General features: G+C 46.9%; 10 protein-coding genes. 5 read left to right on the top strand and 5 right to left on the bottom strand.

Annotated elements, in window-relative coordinates; translation table 11 throughout:
• Positions 1 to 369 precede the first annotated feature (369 nt).
• Positions 370 to 1,836: a membrane-bound lytic murein transglycosylase MltF gene (mltF, locus tag EKG39_RS09595; RefSeq protein ID WP_342775524.1), complete on the bottom strand. Its 1,467-nt coding sequence runs from the start codon at positions 1,834 to 1,836 to the stop codon at positions 370 to 372.
• A gap of 308 nt (positions 1,837 to 2,144) precedes the next feature.
• Between mltF and purL the strand changes: the two genes are divergently transcribed.
• The 4 genes from purL to cydX all read left to right on the top strand — a co-directional run bounded on the left by purL (position 2,145) and on the right by cydX (position 10,217).
• Entirely contained in the window at positions 2,145 to 6,026 is a 3,882-nt protein-coding gene (gene purL, locus EKG39_RS09590; RefSeq protein ID WP_126505827.1) for a phosphoribosylformylglycinamidine synthase, read from the top strand.
• Between the two features lie 1,353 nt (positions 6,027 to 7,379).
• The gene (locus tag EKG39_RS09585) at positions 7,380 to 8,936 is read left to right on the top strand and encodes a cytochrome ubiquinol oxidase subunit I (RefSeq protein WP_126505524.1); all 1,557 of its coding nucleotides are present in this window, start codon (positions 7,380 to 7,382) and stop codon (positions 8,934 to 8,936) included.
• A gap of 15 nt (positions 8,937 to 8,951) precedes the next feature.
• On the top strand, positions 8,952 to 10,091 hold the full coding sequence (cydB, locus tag EKG39_RS09580; RefSeq protein ID WP_126505523.1) for a cytochrome d ubiquinol oxidase subunit II: 1,140 nt from the start codon (positions 8,952 to 8,954) through the stop codon (positions 10,089 to 10,091).
• A gap of 15 nt (positions 10,092 to 10,106) precedes the next feature.
• Entirely contained in the window at positions 10,107 to 10,217 is a 111-nt protein-coding gene (gene cydX / locus EKG39_RS09575) for a cytochrome bd-I oxidase subunit CydX (RefSeq protein ID WP_126505522.1), read from the top strand.
• Between the two features lie 208 nt (positions 10,218 to 10,425).
• On the opposite strand, the gene EKG39_RS09570 is transcribed toward cydX, so the two are convergent.
• The 4 genes from EKG39_RS09570 to EKG39_RS09555 all read right to left on the bottom strand — a co-directional run bounded on the left by EKG39_RS09570 (position 10,426) and on the right by EKG39_RS09555 (position 17,620).
• Positions 10,426 to 10,695 (bottom strand): TfoX/Sxy family DNA transformation protein, encoded by a 270-nt coding sequence (locus tag EKG39_RS09570; RefSeq protein WP_126505521.1) that lies wholly within the window; start codon positions 10,693 to 10,695, stop codon positions 10,426 to 10,428.
• A gap of 404 nt (positions 10,696 to 11,099) precedes the next feature.
• Positions 11,100 to 13,103, bottom strand: coding sequence for a methyl-accepting chemotaxis protein (locus EKG39_RS09565; protein WP_126505520.1), 2,004 nt, complete (start codon positions 13,101 to 13,103; stop codon positions 11,100 to 11,102).
• Between the two features lie 296 nt (positions 13,104 to 13,399).
• The gene (locus EKG39_RS09560; RefSeq protein ID WP_126505519.1) at positions 13,400 to 16,492 is read right to left on the bottom strand and encodes an efflux RND transporter permease subunit; all 3,093 of its coding nucleotides are present in this window, start codon (positions 16,490 to 16,492) and stop codon (positions 13,400 to 13,402) included.
• Between the two features lie 3 nt (positions 16,493 to 16,495).
• The gene (locus tag EKG39_RS09555; protein WP_126505518.1) at positions 16,496 to 17,620 is read right to left on the bottom strand and encodes an efflux RND transporter periplasmic adaptor subunit; all 1,125 of its coding nucleotides are present in this window, start codon (positions 17,618 to 17,620) and stop codon (positions 16,496 to 16,498) included.
• Between the two features lie 145 nt (positions 17,621 to 17,765).
• On the opposite strand from EKG39_RS09555, the gene EKG39_RS09550 reads away from it, so the two are divergent.
• Positions 17,766 to 18,398: a TetR/AcrR family transcriptional regulator gene (locus EKG39_RS09550; protein ID WP_126505517.1), complete on the top strand. Its 633-nt coding sequence runs from the start codon at positions 17,766 to 17,768 to the stop codon at positions 18,396 to 18,398.
• Positions 18,399 to 18,408: the final 10 nt, after the last annotated feature.

The raw sequence follows: 18,408 nt of genomic DNA, 5'->3' as shown, positions 1-18,408 counted from the left end.
AGCTTTACAGCAGGTTTGCTTTTAAGCATTGGGCTTAGTTAGATGGTTGAATAAACACGAAAAACTGCTTCTGTCGGTTCATCGTACGAAGATGTTTTGATTTCAGTTGTGTTCTGCGTCTCGATGACACCTTGTTCATCAGTTTTCTTTTCATGACAATCATCCTTGTTAGTTATTGTTATTTATTGTTCGTGGCTTGATTTGAGCTATGAGGCTTATCGTTTTTCCGTTCCGTTATCAATCTGTTTCGTGGCCTCAGTTACTCAAGCTTACATATTATAGTAGCCTCAGATAGTGTCAGTTTTATTAATTTATTGAGCACAGTCTCAATTACCAGCCTCGTCAATTAATGATTGTTACGTGGGGAGCCTATTGGGGCTGGGCACCCGAGATATTCTCTTGCTCGCCTCCCATCTTCTCAGCGAGCTGAGATTCTTCAGTTGATGCTTTTTCATCTAGCAGGAGTTGGTTCTGGTTGTCTACCCAGACTAACGTATCATAGTAGCGCCTGATACTGTCGACATAGTGAACGGCCTCATTACCTCTGGCATAGCCGTACCGGGTGCGTTGATAGTATTTACGTTTGTGAAGCAGGGGGAGGACCTCTTTCAGATCCCTCCAGGCGCTGGGATTCAGCCCCATAGATTGCGCCAGCTTACGTGCGTCTTCGACATGTCCATAGCCGATATTATAGGAGGCTAAGGCAAACCACATCCGCTGGTTATCAGGGATAGAGTCGGGTAACCGGTTCAGTATATCATTGAGATACTTGGCCCCACCCTTGATACTTTGTATCGGGTCGAGTCGATTCTGTATACCAACCTGTTTTGCTGTCGGGAGCGTTAGCATCATCAAGCCTCTAACCCCGGTAGGGGAGCGGGCATTTGGATTCCAGTGAGACTCCTGATAAGCGGTGGCGGCTAGTTTTCGCCAGTCGATACCATCGGCATAATGTTGAAAACTTTCTTTATATTTCGGTAGCTTGTTATCGATAGCCCTGAGAAATGCACGGGTATCGACATAATCGAAGCGTTTTACATGGGCGAAATATTTTTCATTGAGGTGCGCCAGGGTTCCCGAGCGTTTTTCATAGTGCCAGAATGTGAGCAGATCACTCATGAGTTGGTCACTGTTTTTCGGTGGCAATAGCCAGACTATTGCCTGCTTCTCTTTAAGTATGGGGCCGGCCCTTAGCTCAGGCATATAGCGCCTGTTGATCTCAAAGGTGCTCGAATCAGCTATTGTATAGGTGATCTCCCCTCTGGCAATCATGGCCATTAGCTCTTCGCTGTCCTTCTCTTTCTCCTGCTCCCATACCAGTTCAGGATAGAGTTTTTGCAGCTGAGATAGGGTTTCAACAAAAGAGGAGTCGGTAATAACGGTAATATTATCTTCCAGCGTCGAGACATCTTTAGGTATCGGCGTACCTTGCTTATAGACCAGGACCTGATTAACCCGATACAGAGGTGGGCCTAAGCGGAATTTCTCCCGGCGAGACGGGGTATCGGCCAATCCTGCTGCAAGCAGGTCTACTTCGCCACTCTCTAGTGCTTTATAAAGCTCACTGATATTGGAGTAAGGTTTCATCTTAAGTTCTAATTTAAGATATTTTGCAAATCGACTTGCCATCTCATAGTCGAACCCGGCCTCACCTTGCCCAGTGGTGACAAATATCTGTGCGCCATAGAGAGTGCCGACATTCAGAGTGGTTTTCTTTATGGGTTCTGGCATCACCTTTGTTTGCTCCACACTCACTTTCTGGCAGGACGCCAGTAAGGTCATAGTGAGTAAGACAAACAAAAGTTTTTTCATGGTGAATTTTAAGGACCTGTTTATTTATTCAGTGATTTTTATCGAGCAAGCCAGCGATTATATCATAATCAGTGCCAAGTGAATAAAAACTCCATTTTTGGCGGCATTTGAGTGATTTAGGCCGATATCTTGTGAAATATTCTTTACTAATTATGGTCGATTTTATTGGTTTGTTGGTATTAAGCCTAAAATTTTTAGCGAGACCTTTTTTAATTAACAGGAAACACTGTTTTCGACAGCGACTACGGATGATTTGTCACTCACATTTCCCTATAATGGCGCCAGATCTGACCCTGCAATTATAATATAAATATATAAGGTGAAATGACGTGATGGAGATCATCCGCGGAGCCCCTGCTTTATCAGCGTTTAGAGTTCAAAAATTAATGGAAGCTTGCGATCATGCAGCGCTCCCAGTAAGTGGAATCTATGCTGAGTATATTCATTTAGTCGATTTGTCTGAGTCGTTAGATGAAAGTGAGACCCAACAACTCGAGAAACTCCTGACTTATGGTCCCGCTATCGAAGCGCACGCACCACAAGGTTCACTTCATTTTGTTACCCCACGCCCGGGCACTATCTCACCTTGGTCATCCAAGGCTACCGATATTGCACACAACTGTGGCCTGGACAAGGTAAAACGTTTAGAGCGTGGTGTTGCTTATTATGTTGAATCTGCAGCACTTAACAGCGAGCAACAAAAGACGTTAAATTCACTGGTGCATGACCGTATGGTCGAAGTAATTTTGACCAGTTTCGATAAGGCTGAGGTGTTGTTTGCCCGCACCGAACCTGCCGAAGTAAAAAGCGTTAATATTTTAGGTGAAGGTCGCCGGGCACTGGAGTTGGCCAATACTGAACTCGGTCTCGCACTCGCGCCCGATGAGATTGATTATCTGGTCGAAAACTTTGTTCGTTTAGGGCGTAACCCCAACGATGTCGAGTTGATGATGTTTGCTCAGGCGAACTCAGAGCATTGTCGTCACAAAATTTTCAATGCCGATTGGACAATCGATGGTGAGGTACAGCCAAAATCATTGTTCAAGATGATTAAGAACACCTTTGAAACCACACCTGAAAACGTATTGTCGGCCTATAAAGATAACGCCGCGGTAATGACAGGCTCAACCGCGGGTCGTTTCTTCCCCAAGCAAGATGGCGTCTACGACTATCACAGCGAACCCATGCATATCTTGATGAAGGTTGAGACTCACAACCATCCTACCGCTATCAGCCCATACCCGGGTGCAGCAACTGGTTCCGGTGGAGAAATTCGTGATGAAGGTGCTACCGGTCGTGGCTCTAAGCCAAAAGCGGGCTTAACTGGGTTTAGTGTTTCAAACCTTAAGATCCCTGGGTTTGTACAGCCTTGGGAAGCCGATTACGGCAAACCTGACCGTATCGTTACAGCATTAGATATTATGACTGAAGGTCCATTGGGCGGCGCTGCGTTTAACAACGAGTTTGGCCGTCCTGCGCTGGTTGGATATTTCCGTACCTACGAGCAGGAAGTCTGCAGTCACAATGGCACCGAGGTTCGTGGTTACCATAAACCTATCATGCTTGCCGGCGGGTTAGGCAACATCCGCGAAGAGCATGTGCAGAAGGGTGAGATCACCGTTGGCGCTAAGCTAATCGTACTGGGTGGACCAGCGATGAATATCGGTCTGGGCGGCGGCGCCGCTTCATCGATGGCATCGGGCCAGTCCAGTGAAGACTTAGACTTTGCCTCTGTCCAGCGTGAAAACCCAGAGATGGAACGTCGCTGTCAGGAGGTGATCGACCGTTGCTGGCAGATGGGTGATGAAAATCCAATCCAGTTTATTCACGATGTCGGTGCTGGTGGACTATCAAATGCCTTACCTGAGTTGGTTAATGATGGCGAACGCGGTGGTAAGTTTGAATTAAGACATGTGCCGTCAGATGAGCCAGGCATGAGCCCACTGGAGATCTGGTGTAACGAATCACAGGAACGATATGTGATGTCAGTTGCGCCTGAAAACTTAGCAACATTTACAGCTATCTGTGAACGTGAACGTGCGCCATTTGCAGTTGTCGGTGTTGCAACTGAAGAGAAAGAATTGATCCTTTCCGATGAGCACTTCGAAAATCATCCAATCGATCTCCCTCTGGAGGTCTTGCTAGGTAAAGCACCTAAGATGAGCCGCGATGTCGTAAGCGCAAAGGCTGATTCGGCCGCGCTTGACCAAAGTGTCATCGAAGTGCGCGAAGCGGCGCATCGTATCTTGCGTCTACCGACGGTCGCCGAGAAGACATTCCTTATCACTATCGGTGACAGATCGGTAACGGGTCTGGTTAATCGTGACCAGATGGTCGGCCCATGGCAGGTGCCAGTTGCCGATTGTGCGGTTACTGCATCCAGTTATGATTCATACACAGGTGAAGCCATGTCCATGGGTGAGCGTACTCCGCTTGCACTATTAGACTTTGGTGCCTCGGCGCGTATGGCGGTTGCCGAGTCTATTATGAACATAGCCGGAACAGACATAGGTTCGTTCAAGCGTATTAAGTTGTCCGCTAACTGGATGTCCCCTGCGGGTCACCCTGGTGAAGATGCCGGTCTTTATGAAGCAGTAAAAGCCATAGGTGAAGAGCTGTGCCCCGAGTTGTCATTGACGATCCCTGTGGGTAAAGATTCGATGTCGATGAAGACGGCGTGGGAAGATAACGGTGAGCAAAAGACCGTGACCTCTCCTATGTCTCTGGTTATCACCGCATTCGGTGTGGTTCAAGACATTCGAAATACCGTGACTCCGGAGCTTCGCAGCGATAAGGGTGAGACAGATCTGCTACTGATTGACTTAGGCCTTGGCCAAAATCGTCTGGGCGGCTCTTGCTTAGCACAGGTTTATAGTGAGCTGGGTGATATAGCGCCAGATCTTGATAAGGCTTCCACGCTGAAAGGTTTCTTCGAAGTCATCCAGCCATTGGTTGCTGACCAGTCCATTATTGCTTATCACGATAGAAGTGACGGCGGCCTTTATACCACATTGGTAGAGATGGCATTTGCGGGTCATACCGGGCTGAATGTCGATATCGGCGCATTGAATGGTAACGATGTCGAGCGTTTGTTTAACGAAGAGCTTGGCGCTGTGATCCAGGTTAGCCGCGAAAACGTCGATGCAATCATTAGTCAGTTTGCAGCTGTCGGAGTACCGTGTCATAAGGTCGCAGAGCTTACACCCGCCGATGTGATCACTATTTGTGACGGAGAGCGTGAAGTATTGAGTGAGTCTCGCACTTCACTGCGTACTATCTGGGCTGAAACCACTCATCAGATGCAAACACTGCGTGACAACCCTGAGTGTGCACTGGAAGAGTTTAAACTTAAACAGGACACGGCCGATCAGGGTCTGACCGTTAATTTGAGTTTCGACCCGAGTGAAGACGTTGCTGCGCCTTATATCCTCAAAGGTGCTGCACCTAAGATGGCTATCTTACGTGAGCAAGGGGTTAATTCACATATTGAGATGGCAGCGGCGTTTGACCGAGCTGGTTTTGAGTCCCGTGATGTTCACATGAGTGACATCTTGAGCGGTCGTATTAGCCTGAAAGAGTTCCAGGGGCTGGTAGCTTGTGGTGGCTTCTCTTACGGTGACGTATTGGGGGCTGGTGAAGGTTGGGCTAAATCTATTTTGTTCAACCAGCGTGCTCGTGAGCAATTCAGTGGTTTCTTCGAACGAAGTGACAGCTTCTCTCTGGGTGTGTGTAATGGCTGCCAGATGTTATCTAATCTTAAACAGATCATACCGGGTACAGAGCATTGGCCACATTTCGTGCGCAATCGCTCAGAGCGGTTTGAAGCTCGTTTTAGCTTGGTTGAAGTTCAGAAGAGCCCATCTTTGTTCTTTGAAGGCATGGCAGGTTCACGTATGCCTATCGCCGTTTCACATGGTGAAGGACGTGCCGAATTTGCATCGCCAGAGGCGTTAGCCGCTGCTGAAGCCTCTGGCACAGTTGCATTGCGTTATGTCGATGGTAACGGCCAGATTGCTACACAGTACCCACAAAATCCAAACGGCTCGCCTAATGCTATTACCGCATTAAGCTCAACCGATGGACGGGTGACGATTATGATGCCACATCCTGAGCGTGTATTCAGAACCGTGGCTAACTCATGGCATCCGGATGAGTGGGGCGAAAATAGCCCTTGGATGAGAATGTTCAGAAACGTTCGTGTTGCCATAGGCTAATACGTTAAAGGGCAAGATACCTTCATTCAAGCTTTCTGAGGGAATATTGGTCATGTAGCGTAATGTTACAGAAAGTAAGAGTTAAGTTAGACTAATTTAACGTTTACTAAAGCCAGAATCATTAAAAAGAGCATCGTAAATTTCGATGCTCTTTTTTTTTGGTTTTTTTACGGTGAAAAAAAGTAATAATAAATAGAAGCTTATAACAGCATTAGAAAACAATGGGGTTCTAAAGTTGGGAAAATGAGTCGTTCGGCGCACTATTAGGAGCAATAAGTATAAATGGGGAGTTCAATAAGGATAAATGGTGAGTTCGCAGAAGTTATTAAGAGGGAAAGGTGCTCATCATCAGTGGTTTATTTGCCGGTAATGAAGAGGGAGGGATCCCTGAAATGAAAAAGCCACCTAGCTCTAAGAGCTAAGTGGCCGTTTTGCGCTAACAAAACTTTAAAATCAATTGGGTCGCAAAAAAACGGTTTATAGCTCTCTTGCAGTATAAAGTTCAACAAAAACACGCTGGTAGTTGCAAACTAGACGATCGAATAAGTTTTTCATATTGGTATCTCCACACAGTAATTAGATGATGTGAGCGGAGTTAGGCTTTTCCGGGCTACTTCACCGGGTTAACAAGCTGCCTCCTCAACACAGGACGTATATTAAGTTGTAATTGATTTCTTATCAAACGAGAAAAATTTCATTAATGGATTACAAAAACTAATCTATAATTATCTGTATTTTATTGCGTTCGGTTGCGTCTTTAGGTTAATCTTATTTGAAACAGTAATTTAGCGTTAGGCTGCAAATGATCTTAAAATGTTACGAGTCAGATTAAATAATCTGTTCATTGATGTTTTGTTGTGTTTTTTGGTTTTTTTGCTGAATGTGCTTGAGTTGGGTTAAAAGAGGTGAAAACTTGATGAAACATACGCCCCTACCATGTCGCTTTGTGGTTGTCAATCTCGGGTTGGGTGTAACTGTGTCCTTAACCACAAAAACCGCTTTGGACAGAGTGTTTGATTGATTTGAATCAATTTTGAATGGTATAAAATAGGGGCGGGAAAGAGCATGTATTTGAGTTAAGTTTTTGAAAAATAATATTTAGCTCACTTTTTAGATATCTTATCTGTATTGATGTCACAAATAAAATAAATAGTGTGAAGTTCGTCGTGAAATCGTGCCGAGTTTGGAATGTTTGCTCAATAACTCGGCGAATTAACAAAAAAATGATGTTTAGCCATTTATGTTGCTTGATTGCGTATAAATGTAACTAAAACAAAATTCCTAAATAGGCATTTATCATAATCGATGGGGATCTCATTATGATAAATGGATGCACCACCTAAGGAGTCACTAATGATTTTAGAAGAGGTTGTTGAGCTGTCGCGCTTTCAGTTTGCGTTGACTGCTATGTATCACTTCTTGTTTGTTCCCTTAACTTTGGGTTTAGCTTTCTTGCTGGCTATCATGGAGTCACTTTATGTGATGACGGATAAACAGATCTATAAAGATATGACCAAGTTCTGGGGTAAGTTATTCGGTATTAACTTTGCTCTGGGTGTGGCCACTGGTCTTGCCATGGAGTTCCAGTTCGGTACTAACTGGTCATATTATTCTCATTATGTTGGGGATATCTTTGGCGCACCGCTAGCCATTGAAGGTTTGATGGCCTTCTTCCTGGAATCTACCTTAGTTGGTATGTTCTTCTTCGGTTGGGACAGATTCAGTAAGCGTCAGCATCTGGCGGTTACCTGGTTAGTCGCACTGGGTTCTAACATGTCTGCATTGTGGATCTTGGTTGCTAACGGCTGGATGCAAAACCCGGTCGGCAGCGTATTCAACTATGAAACCATGCGCATGGAGATGACCAGTTTCGGTGAAGTGCTATTTAACCCAGTTGCTCAGGTGAAGTTCGTTCATACAGTAGCATCGGGTTATGTTGCCGGAGCCATGTTCGTACTTGCGATCAGCTCATATTATATTATTAAGAAACGCGATCTTCCATTTGCACGTCGCTCGTTCGCGATTGCCGCAAGTTTTGGTATGGCATCGATTCTTTCTGTTATCGTCCTTGGGGATGAATCAGGCTACAAAGTGGGTGAGGCTCAACGTGTTAAATTAGCTGCAATTGAAGCTGAATGGCACACAGAACCAGCTCCTGCAGCCTTTACAGCCGTAGGCTTCCCGAATCAAGAGACGATGGAAACCGATTTCGCCATTAAAATCCCATACGCTATGGGTATTATTGCGACTCGCTCTCTCGATGAGCAGGTGACAGGTATTCATGACCTTATCGAAGAGCATGAAGTTCGTATTCGTAATGGTATGAAAGCTTACGCTATGTTGACTGAATTGCGTGCGGGTAATGAAACTCCTGAATTACGTGCAGCGTTCGATGAAGCGAAAGTCGATTTAGGTTACGGTCTGTTGCTGAAGCGTTATACCGATAAGGTTGTCGATGCGACTGAAGAGCAGATTGTTGCAGCAGCAAAAGATTCTATCCCGAGTGTAGCGCCTATGTTCTGGACATTCAGAGTCATGGTTGGTGCCGGTATGGTGATGCTATTAGTATTCGCCGCAGCATTCTGGCAGAGCACTCGTCATCAAATTGATGAGAAACCATGGGTATTGAAAGCGGCGTTATTTAGCTTACCTCTTCCGTGGATTGCTATCGAATGTGGTTGGTTTGTCGCCGAATATGGTCGTCAGCCATGGACTATTTCAGAAGTCCTGCCGACCTTTATGTCTGCATCTAGCTTATCTGTGGGTGATTTGTGGTTCAGTATTATCTCTATCACCTTGTTCTACACAGTGTTACTCGTGATTGAAGCTTACTTGATGATTAAGTTTGCTCGCCAGGGTCCAAGTTGTCTTAAGACTGGCCGATATCACTTTGAAAAGCTTGATGCCTAAGCGGGAGATCTGATTATGTTTGATTATGAAATGTTAAGATTGATCTGGTGGGCACTGATTGGTGTGCTATTCATCGGGTTTGCTGTAACTGATGGTTTCGATATGGGAGTTGGAGCACTTTTGCCTATCATAGGTAAAGATGACACCGAACGCCGTATCATGATCAACTCGATTGCTCCCCATTGGGATGGTAACCAGGTTTGGTTAATCACAGCCGGTGGCGCGCTGTTCGCTGCTTGGCCTATGGTCTATGGTGTTTCGTTTTCAGGGTTCTACGTCGCTATGATGCTGACCTTGTTTGCGTTATTCCTTCGTCCTGTTGGCTTCGATTACCGTTCAAAAATTGAAGATCCAAGATGGCGTAAGTCTTGGGATTGGGCGCTGTTTGTTGGTGGCTTTGTTCCTCCGCTGATCATTGGTGTTGCGTTTGGTAACTTGCTGCAAGGTGTGCCGTTTAACTTCGATGAATACCTGCGTGCAACTTACCACGGTGGTTTCTTCGGGCTGCTGAACCCGTTTGGTCTATTAGCAGGCCTGGTGTGTGTCAGCATGTTTATGTTACAAGGTGCGACCTGGTTACAGATGAAGACAGAAGGCGAGCTACGTGTTCGTGCTGCTAAGGTGTCTCAGTTGTTATCTGTGCTGCTATTTGTTTTGTTTGGCGCTGCAGGTGTCTGGTTAGTCAATGGTATCGACGGTTATGTGATCACATCAACGATAGATACCTATGGTATCTCAGATCCAACGCTTAAGACCGTTGCCATCGAGGCAGGTGCATGGTTGGCTAATTACGACAAGTACCCAGTTACTATGTTGTTCCCTGTACTTGGACTGGCTATGCCACTCTTAGTGCTGCTGTCGAGCCGTCTGAACCGCAGTGGTTTTGCCTTCTTGTTCAGTTCACTGGGGATTGCTGCTGTTATCTTAACTTGTGGCGCGGCGATGTTCCCATTTGTTATGCCATCCTCACTGGAGCCAAACGTGAGTTTGACTATGTGGGATTCGACTGCAAGTGAAATGTCGTTGACTGTTATGACCTGGGCTGCAATCATCTTCGTACCAATTGTACTTAGCTACACTGTGTACACTTATTTGAAGATGTTTGGTCGTCTGTCTCGTAACTTCATCGAGAATAACAAGACATCACTTTACTGATTAGGAGCCAACATCATGTGGTATTTTGCTTGGATTTTAGGTATTTTGCTGGCTTGTTCTTTCGGTATTATCAATGCGTTATGGCTTGAAAATACTGAAAACATGGACAGAGAAGCAGATAAGTAAACTAATGAAAGTGTGAGTTAGTTTTTACTGAATAGCCCCGCAATGTATTAACCTGGCGGGGCTTTTTTGTGCCTCTATTTTGTACTTCTATAGTGTAGAAGCTGCTTTAGTCGCGAAGCTATTACCTGTTACATCTAAAAAACCATAGCTTTATGGATTATCTCATCGAACATTCATCATTCCCGGCTGAAGCCGGTCCTACATGACGTCATTCTAGCTTCTCAAGCTCGCGGGCTGCATCGAGCGCCAATACAAGCTCGGCCTTGCGCGTTCGTGCGACCTCTTGCCAGTGAATGCCCTCAATCGCCCCCACAAGCGCGTAGAGCATGTTTAGTCCGGGCGTTATACCTGCACGCTCCAATCTGACCATAATCGTGACTGGAGCCGATGTGATTAAATCCTCCCTTGTGAAAATATTAATCTCATTGAGCCACTTTGCAGACTTAGGCCCAAGCCCTGGAAGATTTTCAACTTGCATGTGATTCCGATAAAAGTCAGCTAATCATAGGTCGATATTAGCAGCATTGGCATCGGGGAGTATTGAAGTGCGGGATTATTTGCTGTTCCCGGCTGAAGCCGGTCCTACTCATTGGGTCGTCCAGTTGTCGTCAATGCTAGGAGCGGCTTTAGCCGCGAAGCTTGTTGCTTGTTTCAGGATCTAGCTTCAATGTGCGAGGTGCGAGGTGCGAGGTGCGAGGTGCGAGGTGCGAGGTGCGAGGTGCGAGGTGCGAGGTGCGAGATATGAGGTTTGAGCTGTCATTGCGAACTCGTTTCAGAATCCATGCTTTTCATGCTTGAGAGGAGGGGGGAAGTTTGAAAGTTTAAAAGCTTGAGAGCCCAGATGCTTCACGCACTCAGGCTCTCTCAATAGAAATTTTCTATTTAAGCTTTAAATACACTAATCTTCTGCTTTATCTCTATAGCCAGATCTGACAAGCCCTGGGCAGCATCGACGTTTTCACCGGCTCTCTGCTCACCTTCCCGTGCCAGCTCTGTTATCAGGTGCAGATTACGGGTTATCTCATCGGCTACGGCGCTTTGCTGCTCAGTTGCACTGGCAATACTGCTCGATGAGATAGCCAACTCACCGATACTCTCGGTGATCTGGTTCAGTTGAATGCCGGCTTCTTCCCCTTGAGTGGCCGATGCCATACCCAATTGATGGCTCTGTCCCATCTGTTCTGCCGTCGTCTTGACCTGGGACTGGAGTTGAGTGATGGTCAGGCCAATCTCATGAATTGATGTTTGCGTTCTCTGTGCCAGCGTTCTGACCTCATCGGCGACCACGGCAAACCCACGGCCCTGTTCACCCGCTCGTGCGGCTTCGATCGCGGCGTTGAGGGCAAGCAGGTTTGTCTGCTCGGCGATTCCATTGATCACTTCGGTGACCTGACTGATAGCTTCACTCTCTTTGGTCACGTTCTCGACGCTGACATGACTGTTATTAAGTTGGTGACTGAGCTCTGCTAAGCCATTAACCACTTGAGTCAATTGGTTATGGCCTTGACGTGAAGCGGTATCAACCTGCTGGCTCTTGTTTGCACCTTCACTGGCATGGCTGGCTACATCACGAATGGAGGTAGACATCTCTTCGATTGCCGTAGCGATCTGGTCAGTCTGCGCCATCAATGACTGCGCTTCCTCGCCGTTAAGCCTTGCAGTTTGCTGGGCTTCAGAAGCTTGGGTCTCCAAGGTGCTCACGGACTGCTGCAGCGCCATTATCAATTGTCTTAAACTATCGGCCATCTGAGAGGTACTGATGGTTATCATGTCGACTTCATTCTTGCTGTCATTACTTGCTCTGTTGAAGCTTTGTGAAAGGTCGCCTCTACCAAGCAGGTCCAGCTGCTGTTGAAGCTTTTTCAGCGGGCGAAGGCTTTTCATTAGCACAAGGAATAGCATTAGGGTGATTAAGAAAATCCCTACGGCGGACACTGCGACATTGATGCTGAGTAGCTTCAGACTCTCTTCATTAAGCTCGCTGACCTTAGCGAAGCCAACCAATGCCCAATCCCAGCCGGGAATATTGACGCTATAGGCGTACATAGGCTCGTTGTTATCGTTGATGTATTCCCAGGAACCATTGTTGGTTAATGCTTGTTCAATTGTCAGGCCTCCGAGCATCTGAGGAGTCATCTTCTCTCCCGAATTGACGCTGGGGTGGGCGACGACTGATTGGTTACTCTTTCGCATGATCATGAAATAACCCGACTCTTCGATCTTAAGTTTATTCATCGCCTGCTGGAGTTGAGTCAGGGACTCTGTGATATCGAAGCCAATATAGAGGATACCGATAATTTCTCCCTGAACATCGGTAATTGGTCGATATACTGTCATGTAGTCTTTGCCAAACAACTTGGCATAGCCCTCATAGTTTTGACCACTCATTAACGCCGTGTACCCCGGATGACTTTTGCCCAGATAAGTGCCCAGTGCGCGTTTGCCATTGGCTTTTTTGAGTGATGTCGAGATCCGCAGGAAATCGTCGCCATCGCGGACAAATACGGTTGCCGTACCACCGGTCAGATTGGAGAAACGATCTACTTTACTCTTCGAGGCGTTGATCTGCTCTTTCTCATGGGCGAGAGCGGGTGTTATCTTGCCTAAGACTTTGACTGTTTTGTTGGGTTTTCTGAACTGGCCGGGGTACATGGCGCGCAAGACATCGGCGCTGCGACGGGCAAGGGTCAATAAGCTACCGTATTGCACCTCAATCAGATCGGATGTTCCATGCATCTGTGCCTGCATGGCGGTTACGGCTTTCTCTTCGAGAACATCGGCTGCGGTAAAGTAAGAGATACTCCCCGTTATTCCGAATACGAGTACGGTTAATATCAGGGCTAATGTGCCTATCTGTTGTGAAATTGGCCAGTTTTTATAATTCATTTTTTTGGTCCGCTTTTTATTATGTTAAGCGATAATGTAAATCACATTAACTATCAATGATTTGATATAGGTCTAAAAGCGACATTAATTAGGGCAAAATACACTTTTTTCATAAGATTTTTTGCAAGTATGTGAGAAGAGTTTAGAGGGGGATAAGGTAACTGGAACGTACGTACAGCACTATGAGATACAATACTATCTGCACAGAACATATGCACAGAGCTATATGCACAGAATCATGAATACAAGAATGTGAGTGATGAAGCCCCCGATCGAGCTTCATCACAGGTGTAAAGTTAGACCTCTATCTTAGCTTCTTTGCCCAACTGAGAAGGTGTTAACTGCTGTTTCTTTGCCGGTTTCATAATGAGTTGATACATAGTCGGCACCCAAACCAGCGAGAGCAATGTCGTCAGTAGTGTCCCGCCCGCAATAGCGATGGCAAAGGGCGGCCAAAAACCGCCACCGGCAATGATAAGGGGTAGAAAACCACCAATCGTGGTAATGGTCGTGGAACCTATATGTCTGCCACAGCCGGAGACGACGCTGACAATCGATTCTATCTTGCCTGATCTCGCATCGGGCAGCTCTTCGAGTTCAGCCAGAATAACGATCGCCGCATTGATGGCCAGACCCATAAGTCCGAGCAGGCCGATGATCACGGTGAAACCAAATGGATAGCCAAAGGTATATACCGCCAGCAGCCCAAGGCCTGCCGATTGCAAGGCACTGAAGAGAATGATGGCCGTTAACCTAAAAGAGTTAAAGGAGAGCACTACGGTTGCCAGCAGTAAGGTCACGACTAATACGACATTTGAAAGCAGGTTGCCCACGGCTTCATTTCGTTTCGCACTCTCGCCACCCACCTCAATATGATAGCCGGCAGGAAGCACCAGTTTATCTATGTTAACTTTGGCATCGTCGAGCACCTGTTGTGGCAGGACTCCGCTGACTAAGTACGCTTCTATGGTATTGACTCTGTGACCATCTCTGCGGGGGATTGCGCCGCGGCTGACTTCGATTCGGTTGGTGGACAGGGCTGAAAGGGGGATCTCAGAGCCCGAAGGCGAGACGAGATTGATTTCCGACAGTTTAGTTTGCTGCTCCCGTGTGGTGTCATGTAGTCGAACCCTGACTGACAGAGATTCTGTCTGCTCCAGTATACTTCCCCCTTTAATGCCTGTGGTGGCCATCTGGATCTGATTGGCTATCTCAGTCAAATTGAGTCCACTCATTAAGCTGGCATCTTCATTTATTTGAAACCACACCTTAGGCGCGCCGGCACTTAAGGTGGCTCGCGTATGAATAACGTCAGCGGTATTGGATAATATGCGTCTGACTTCATCTCCGATGAGTCTGAGTTGGTCTAAATTCGGGCCAAATACTCTTAACTCTACGGGGGCGTTGAAAGGGGGACCCTGTTCTAACTTCCTCACCAATATCTGTGCCTCGGGGAAATCGAGATCCAGACTTTTCTGAAGCTGTGGAATTAAACGGTTTGCAGTATCGAAGTCGGTAACCTTAACCATGGCCTGGGCATAGTTACCGGCTCCTTGCTGTCGCTGTAACAGGTTGTAATAAAAAGAGGGGGTATTACCACCTACGACCCAATCTATACGGTCTACACCTGGCGTTGTACGTAGTTGTTTATCTATCTCTTCTACGCGACTTCGGGTGCTCTCTATACTCGCATGGGGAGAGAGGTAAACTTCAATCTGGAACATATCTCGATCAGATGGCGGAAAGAACTGCTCTGTCATCTGACCCGCAGCGATAAACCCTAAGATGGGGAAGATACCGATAAAGAGACCGGATAACAGCGGACGTTTCAATGCGGTTCTTAAGCTGAATTTAAATAGCTTGCTGACCAAGGGGAGTTGAATACCCGCCTGATACCATTTTTGCTGTTCACCTTCGACACCAAAGCGCCCGGCAAGACCGGCAATTAAGGTGTGTGAAATAAGATATGACCCCACTAAGGCGAACATCACTGAGATAGCTATGCCACCGACGAACTCACCTGCTGCCCCCGGCATCAATACGATAGGTGCGAAGGCGAGCATGGTGGTGATGGTGGAGCCTGCTAAGGGTAACCACAGGTGATGCAGCGTCTTACTTACCGCATCTAGCCTTGTCATCCCCTGTTGTCTGCGCTGTGAAATGGCATCGACGATAACAATCGCATTATCGACCATGATACCGAGCGCTACCACCAGACCCGTGACCGACATTTGATGAATGGGCAGACCGATATATTTCATGCAGGCAAGGGTGAAGAGTGCCGTGAGCGGCAGAGAAAGGGAGACGATGACCGCATTACGTAGCCCAAGGGTCAGCATCAAGACGATTAATATTATGATAAAACCTAAGAGAAGGCTTCCAACCAGATCACTCAGACGCTCGCTTGTATAACTTTCTTGATCGAACAGCCATTGAATTTCGATGTTTGCGGGAATACTGGCTTGTAGTGCCTCAACTTCATTTCTGACCTTGGCTAACCAGAGGTCGACCCTGGTATTGTTGAGCATGCGGGCCGCGACCATCACCCCTTGCTCTTGTTCGATTAGCGCTATGGAGCTTGCCGGAGATTTGGCTTGCCTTGAGATTGTGGCGATATCCCCTAAGCGGATGATCTGTCCCTGCTCATCTATTTTTAGCGGGACTTGACGCACCCGGGATACCGAGTCTAATTCGCCGGAGACTTCAATGAGTGCTCTGAAGTTATTGTTATTGATCTCGCCCGCAGAGACTTTAGTGTCGGCATTGCCGAGAATTTGGGCAACTGCGGCCGGTGATAGCCTCAGGCGGTTAACTTTGTCCCCATCTAACTGGACTAAGATTTCTTCGGTTGGAGCGCCATAGAGCTTGACGAAATTAGTGCCGCTAAGCAGTCTTAACCTGCTCTGCAGCTCTTTAGCGTAGCGGTTGAGCATATCGGTACGAGCTTCACCGCCACCTTTCCATACAAGCCCCAGGATTGCAGTGCTGGCATAACCGATCTGGTCGTCCAATATGGCATTTTGAGCCTGTTGTGGTAGCAAAGGTTTTGAGTCGGCAACGAGATCTCTCGCTCTTGACCAAACGGGATCGGTATCTATGACACTGTCTTTTAACTCGAGTTGTATCACTGATATTCCGGGGCGTGAGGTAGATTGCACCAGCTTGAGCTCTTCGAGGCGTCTGAGTTGGTTTTCCAATACCTCGGTCACCAGGGCTTCAACGCGTTCGGCCGACGCGCCCGGATAGTGAGTGATCACCGATGAGAAGCGATTGGTAATATCCGGATCTTCCATTCTCGGCAGGCTGGAAATTGCACCAAAACCGGCGACAATGAGTAGTGCGATTACTAAGCTTGCAAGACGTCCGTTCTCTACAAATGCCTTTATCATTGTCTACCTCGATGCCACAGTAGTATTGCGCTTAACTTTTTGCCCCACGACGAGTTTATGCAGTCCCTGACTGATAAACTCATCACCACTGTTCACCGCCCCTCGAATGTATGCCAGATCATTTTTTGTATAGACAATTTCAACATCTCTGCGTTCAATACTAAGAGTCTCCGACTCTTCCGCCGCTTCAGTGGCAGTGATGACATATAGGTTCCACAGCCCCCTGATCCCATCGGTCAGCGATGAGATTGGTACCCAATAACCTGCTTGTTCAATCTCATTTTCATAGGCCAGGTAGGTCAGCTCGCCATTAATGACTGTCGCATCTTGAGGTAACATTAGCCTTAATGGCACTGTGCGTGTAATAGGGTTGACTTCGGCGCCAATCCCGGCAATTTGTGCTGTGTAGTGGGTATCTGCAACCCTGAGCGAGATATCTTGCGTAGCCTTCAGGCTTTGAGCGACTTTAATCGGGACACCGACAAATGCTTGTGGATTGTTATTTTGGATGAGGGTGAATACCGGAGTACCCAGTGCGATCACTTCACCTAAGTTGTTATTCCTTTTGCTTATCACACCGCTAAATGGCGCAAGCAGTGAAGATTTTTCGATTCTCAGTGTATTGGCATGAATGGATGCCTTGAGTCTTTTTTGGGCCGCAAGCAAACTGGCCAGCTGCCCCTTGAGTTCATCGAGTTGCTGCTCTGATGTGTAACCTTGCTGCTTTAATTTCAGACTCCGATTCAGTGTGTTGGTGGCCAACTTAAGATCGGCACTATTTTGTGACAAACTTGCATCCAGCTCCTGCTTCTCAGCCTCCAATAAGCGGGTATCCAGTCGGGCTAACAACTGCCCCTCTTTTACCTGATCGCCGCTATCGACGGCAAGTTGTCTGATTTTTCCTGAAAGCTCGAACCCAATCCCGGTGGTGTTACCTGCTCTAATCGTACCCGTGAACTCCTGGGTATGCAGATAGGAAGTTGAAGGGGTTAACGTCATGGTCGTTACTGCTTGCAACTCCGGCTGTGTTGCATGAGCAGTCACTTCTGCTTCGCATGCGCAGAGAAAGCTAACAAGCAAGAGACTTGTTAATACCTTTTTACTGGCGTTGGCTCTGAAAATACTCATCCTGATACGCATTCCCTGGTTAATCATAAGTAACAAAATCGTTAAACTAGACTGTCTAGTCTATTTTGGAAAAACTAGACTGTCTAGTCTACTTTGTGATTAAATGTGTCTAAGTTATAAGTGTTGTGTTACCAAAGGGTGAATAATGAGCGCCGAACTCTCCTGTTTAAACTTGAGTCGTAGTGAACAAAAAAGGGCGCAGATCCTCGAAGCTGCGATAGAGCTCTTTTGCGGGCATGGTTTTCCTAACACAAGTATGGATGAGGTAGCCCGAAAGGCCGGCGTCTCGAAACAAACCGTGTATTCGCACTTTGGATGTAAAGATGATCTTTTCATTGCCTCAATTAAGTCTAAATGTGTTGTCAGCCAACTCACCGATGAGCTGTTTGGCGATGCCAGTGAACCGGAAAAGACGCTGACTAATTTTGGTGAATACTTCGGCACTATGATTGTGAGTCCTGAGGCGATAACCGTGTTTACTGCTTGTGTTGCACAAGCCGAAACACATCCTGAAATTTCTGCGCTGTTTTTCGATGCCGGTCCACAGCATCTGCTCGATATGTTATCTGGTTATCTGGAAGAGGTGGGTAAACAAGGGGTATACCGTTTCGACAAGCCTCGTGATTGTGCGGTCCGACTCTGTTTGATGATGTTTGGTGAGATGCGAATGAAGCTGGAGCTGGGACTTCCTATTGACGATTTAATTGAAGGACGGTCTGGTTACACTCAAGAGTGTGTGGCAATGTTTTTAAGGGCTTATAGGGTTGCTAACTTTTAATCGAGGAAGA

Source organism: Shewanella atlantica (assembly GCF_003966265.1).
In the GTDB taxonomy this organism is placed as follows: domain Bacteria; phylum Pseudomonadota; class Gammaproteobacteria; order Enterobacterales; family Shewanellaceae; genus Shewanella; species Shewanella atlantica.
This window is presented reverse-complemented; position numbering and strand designations above follow the sequence as displayed.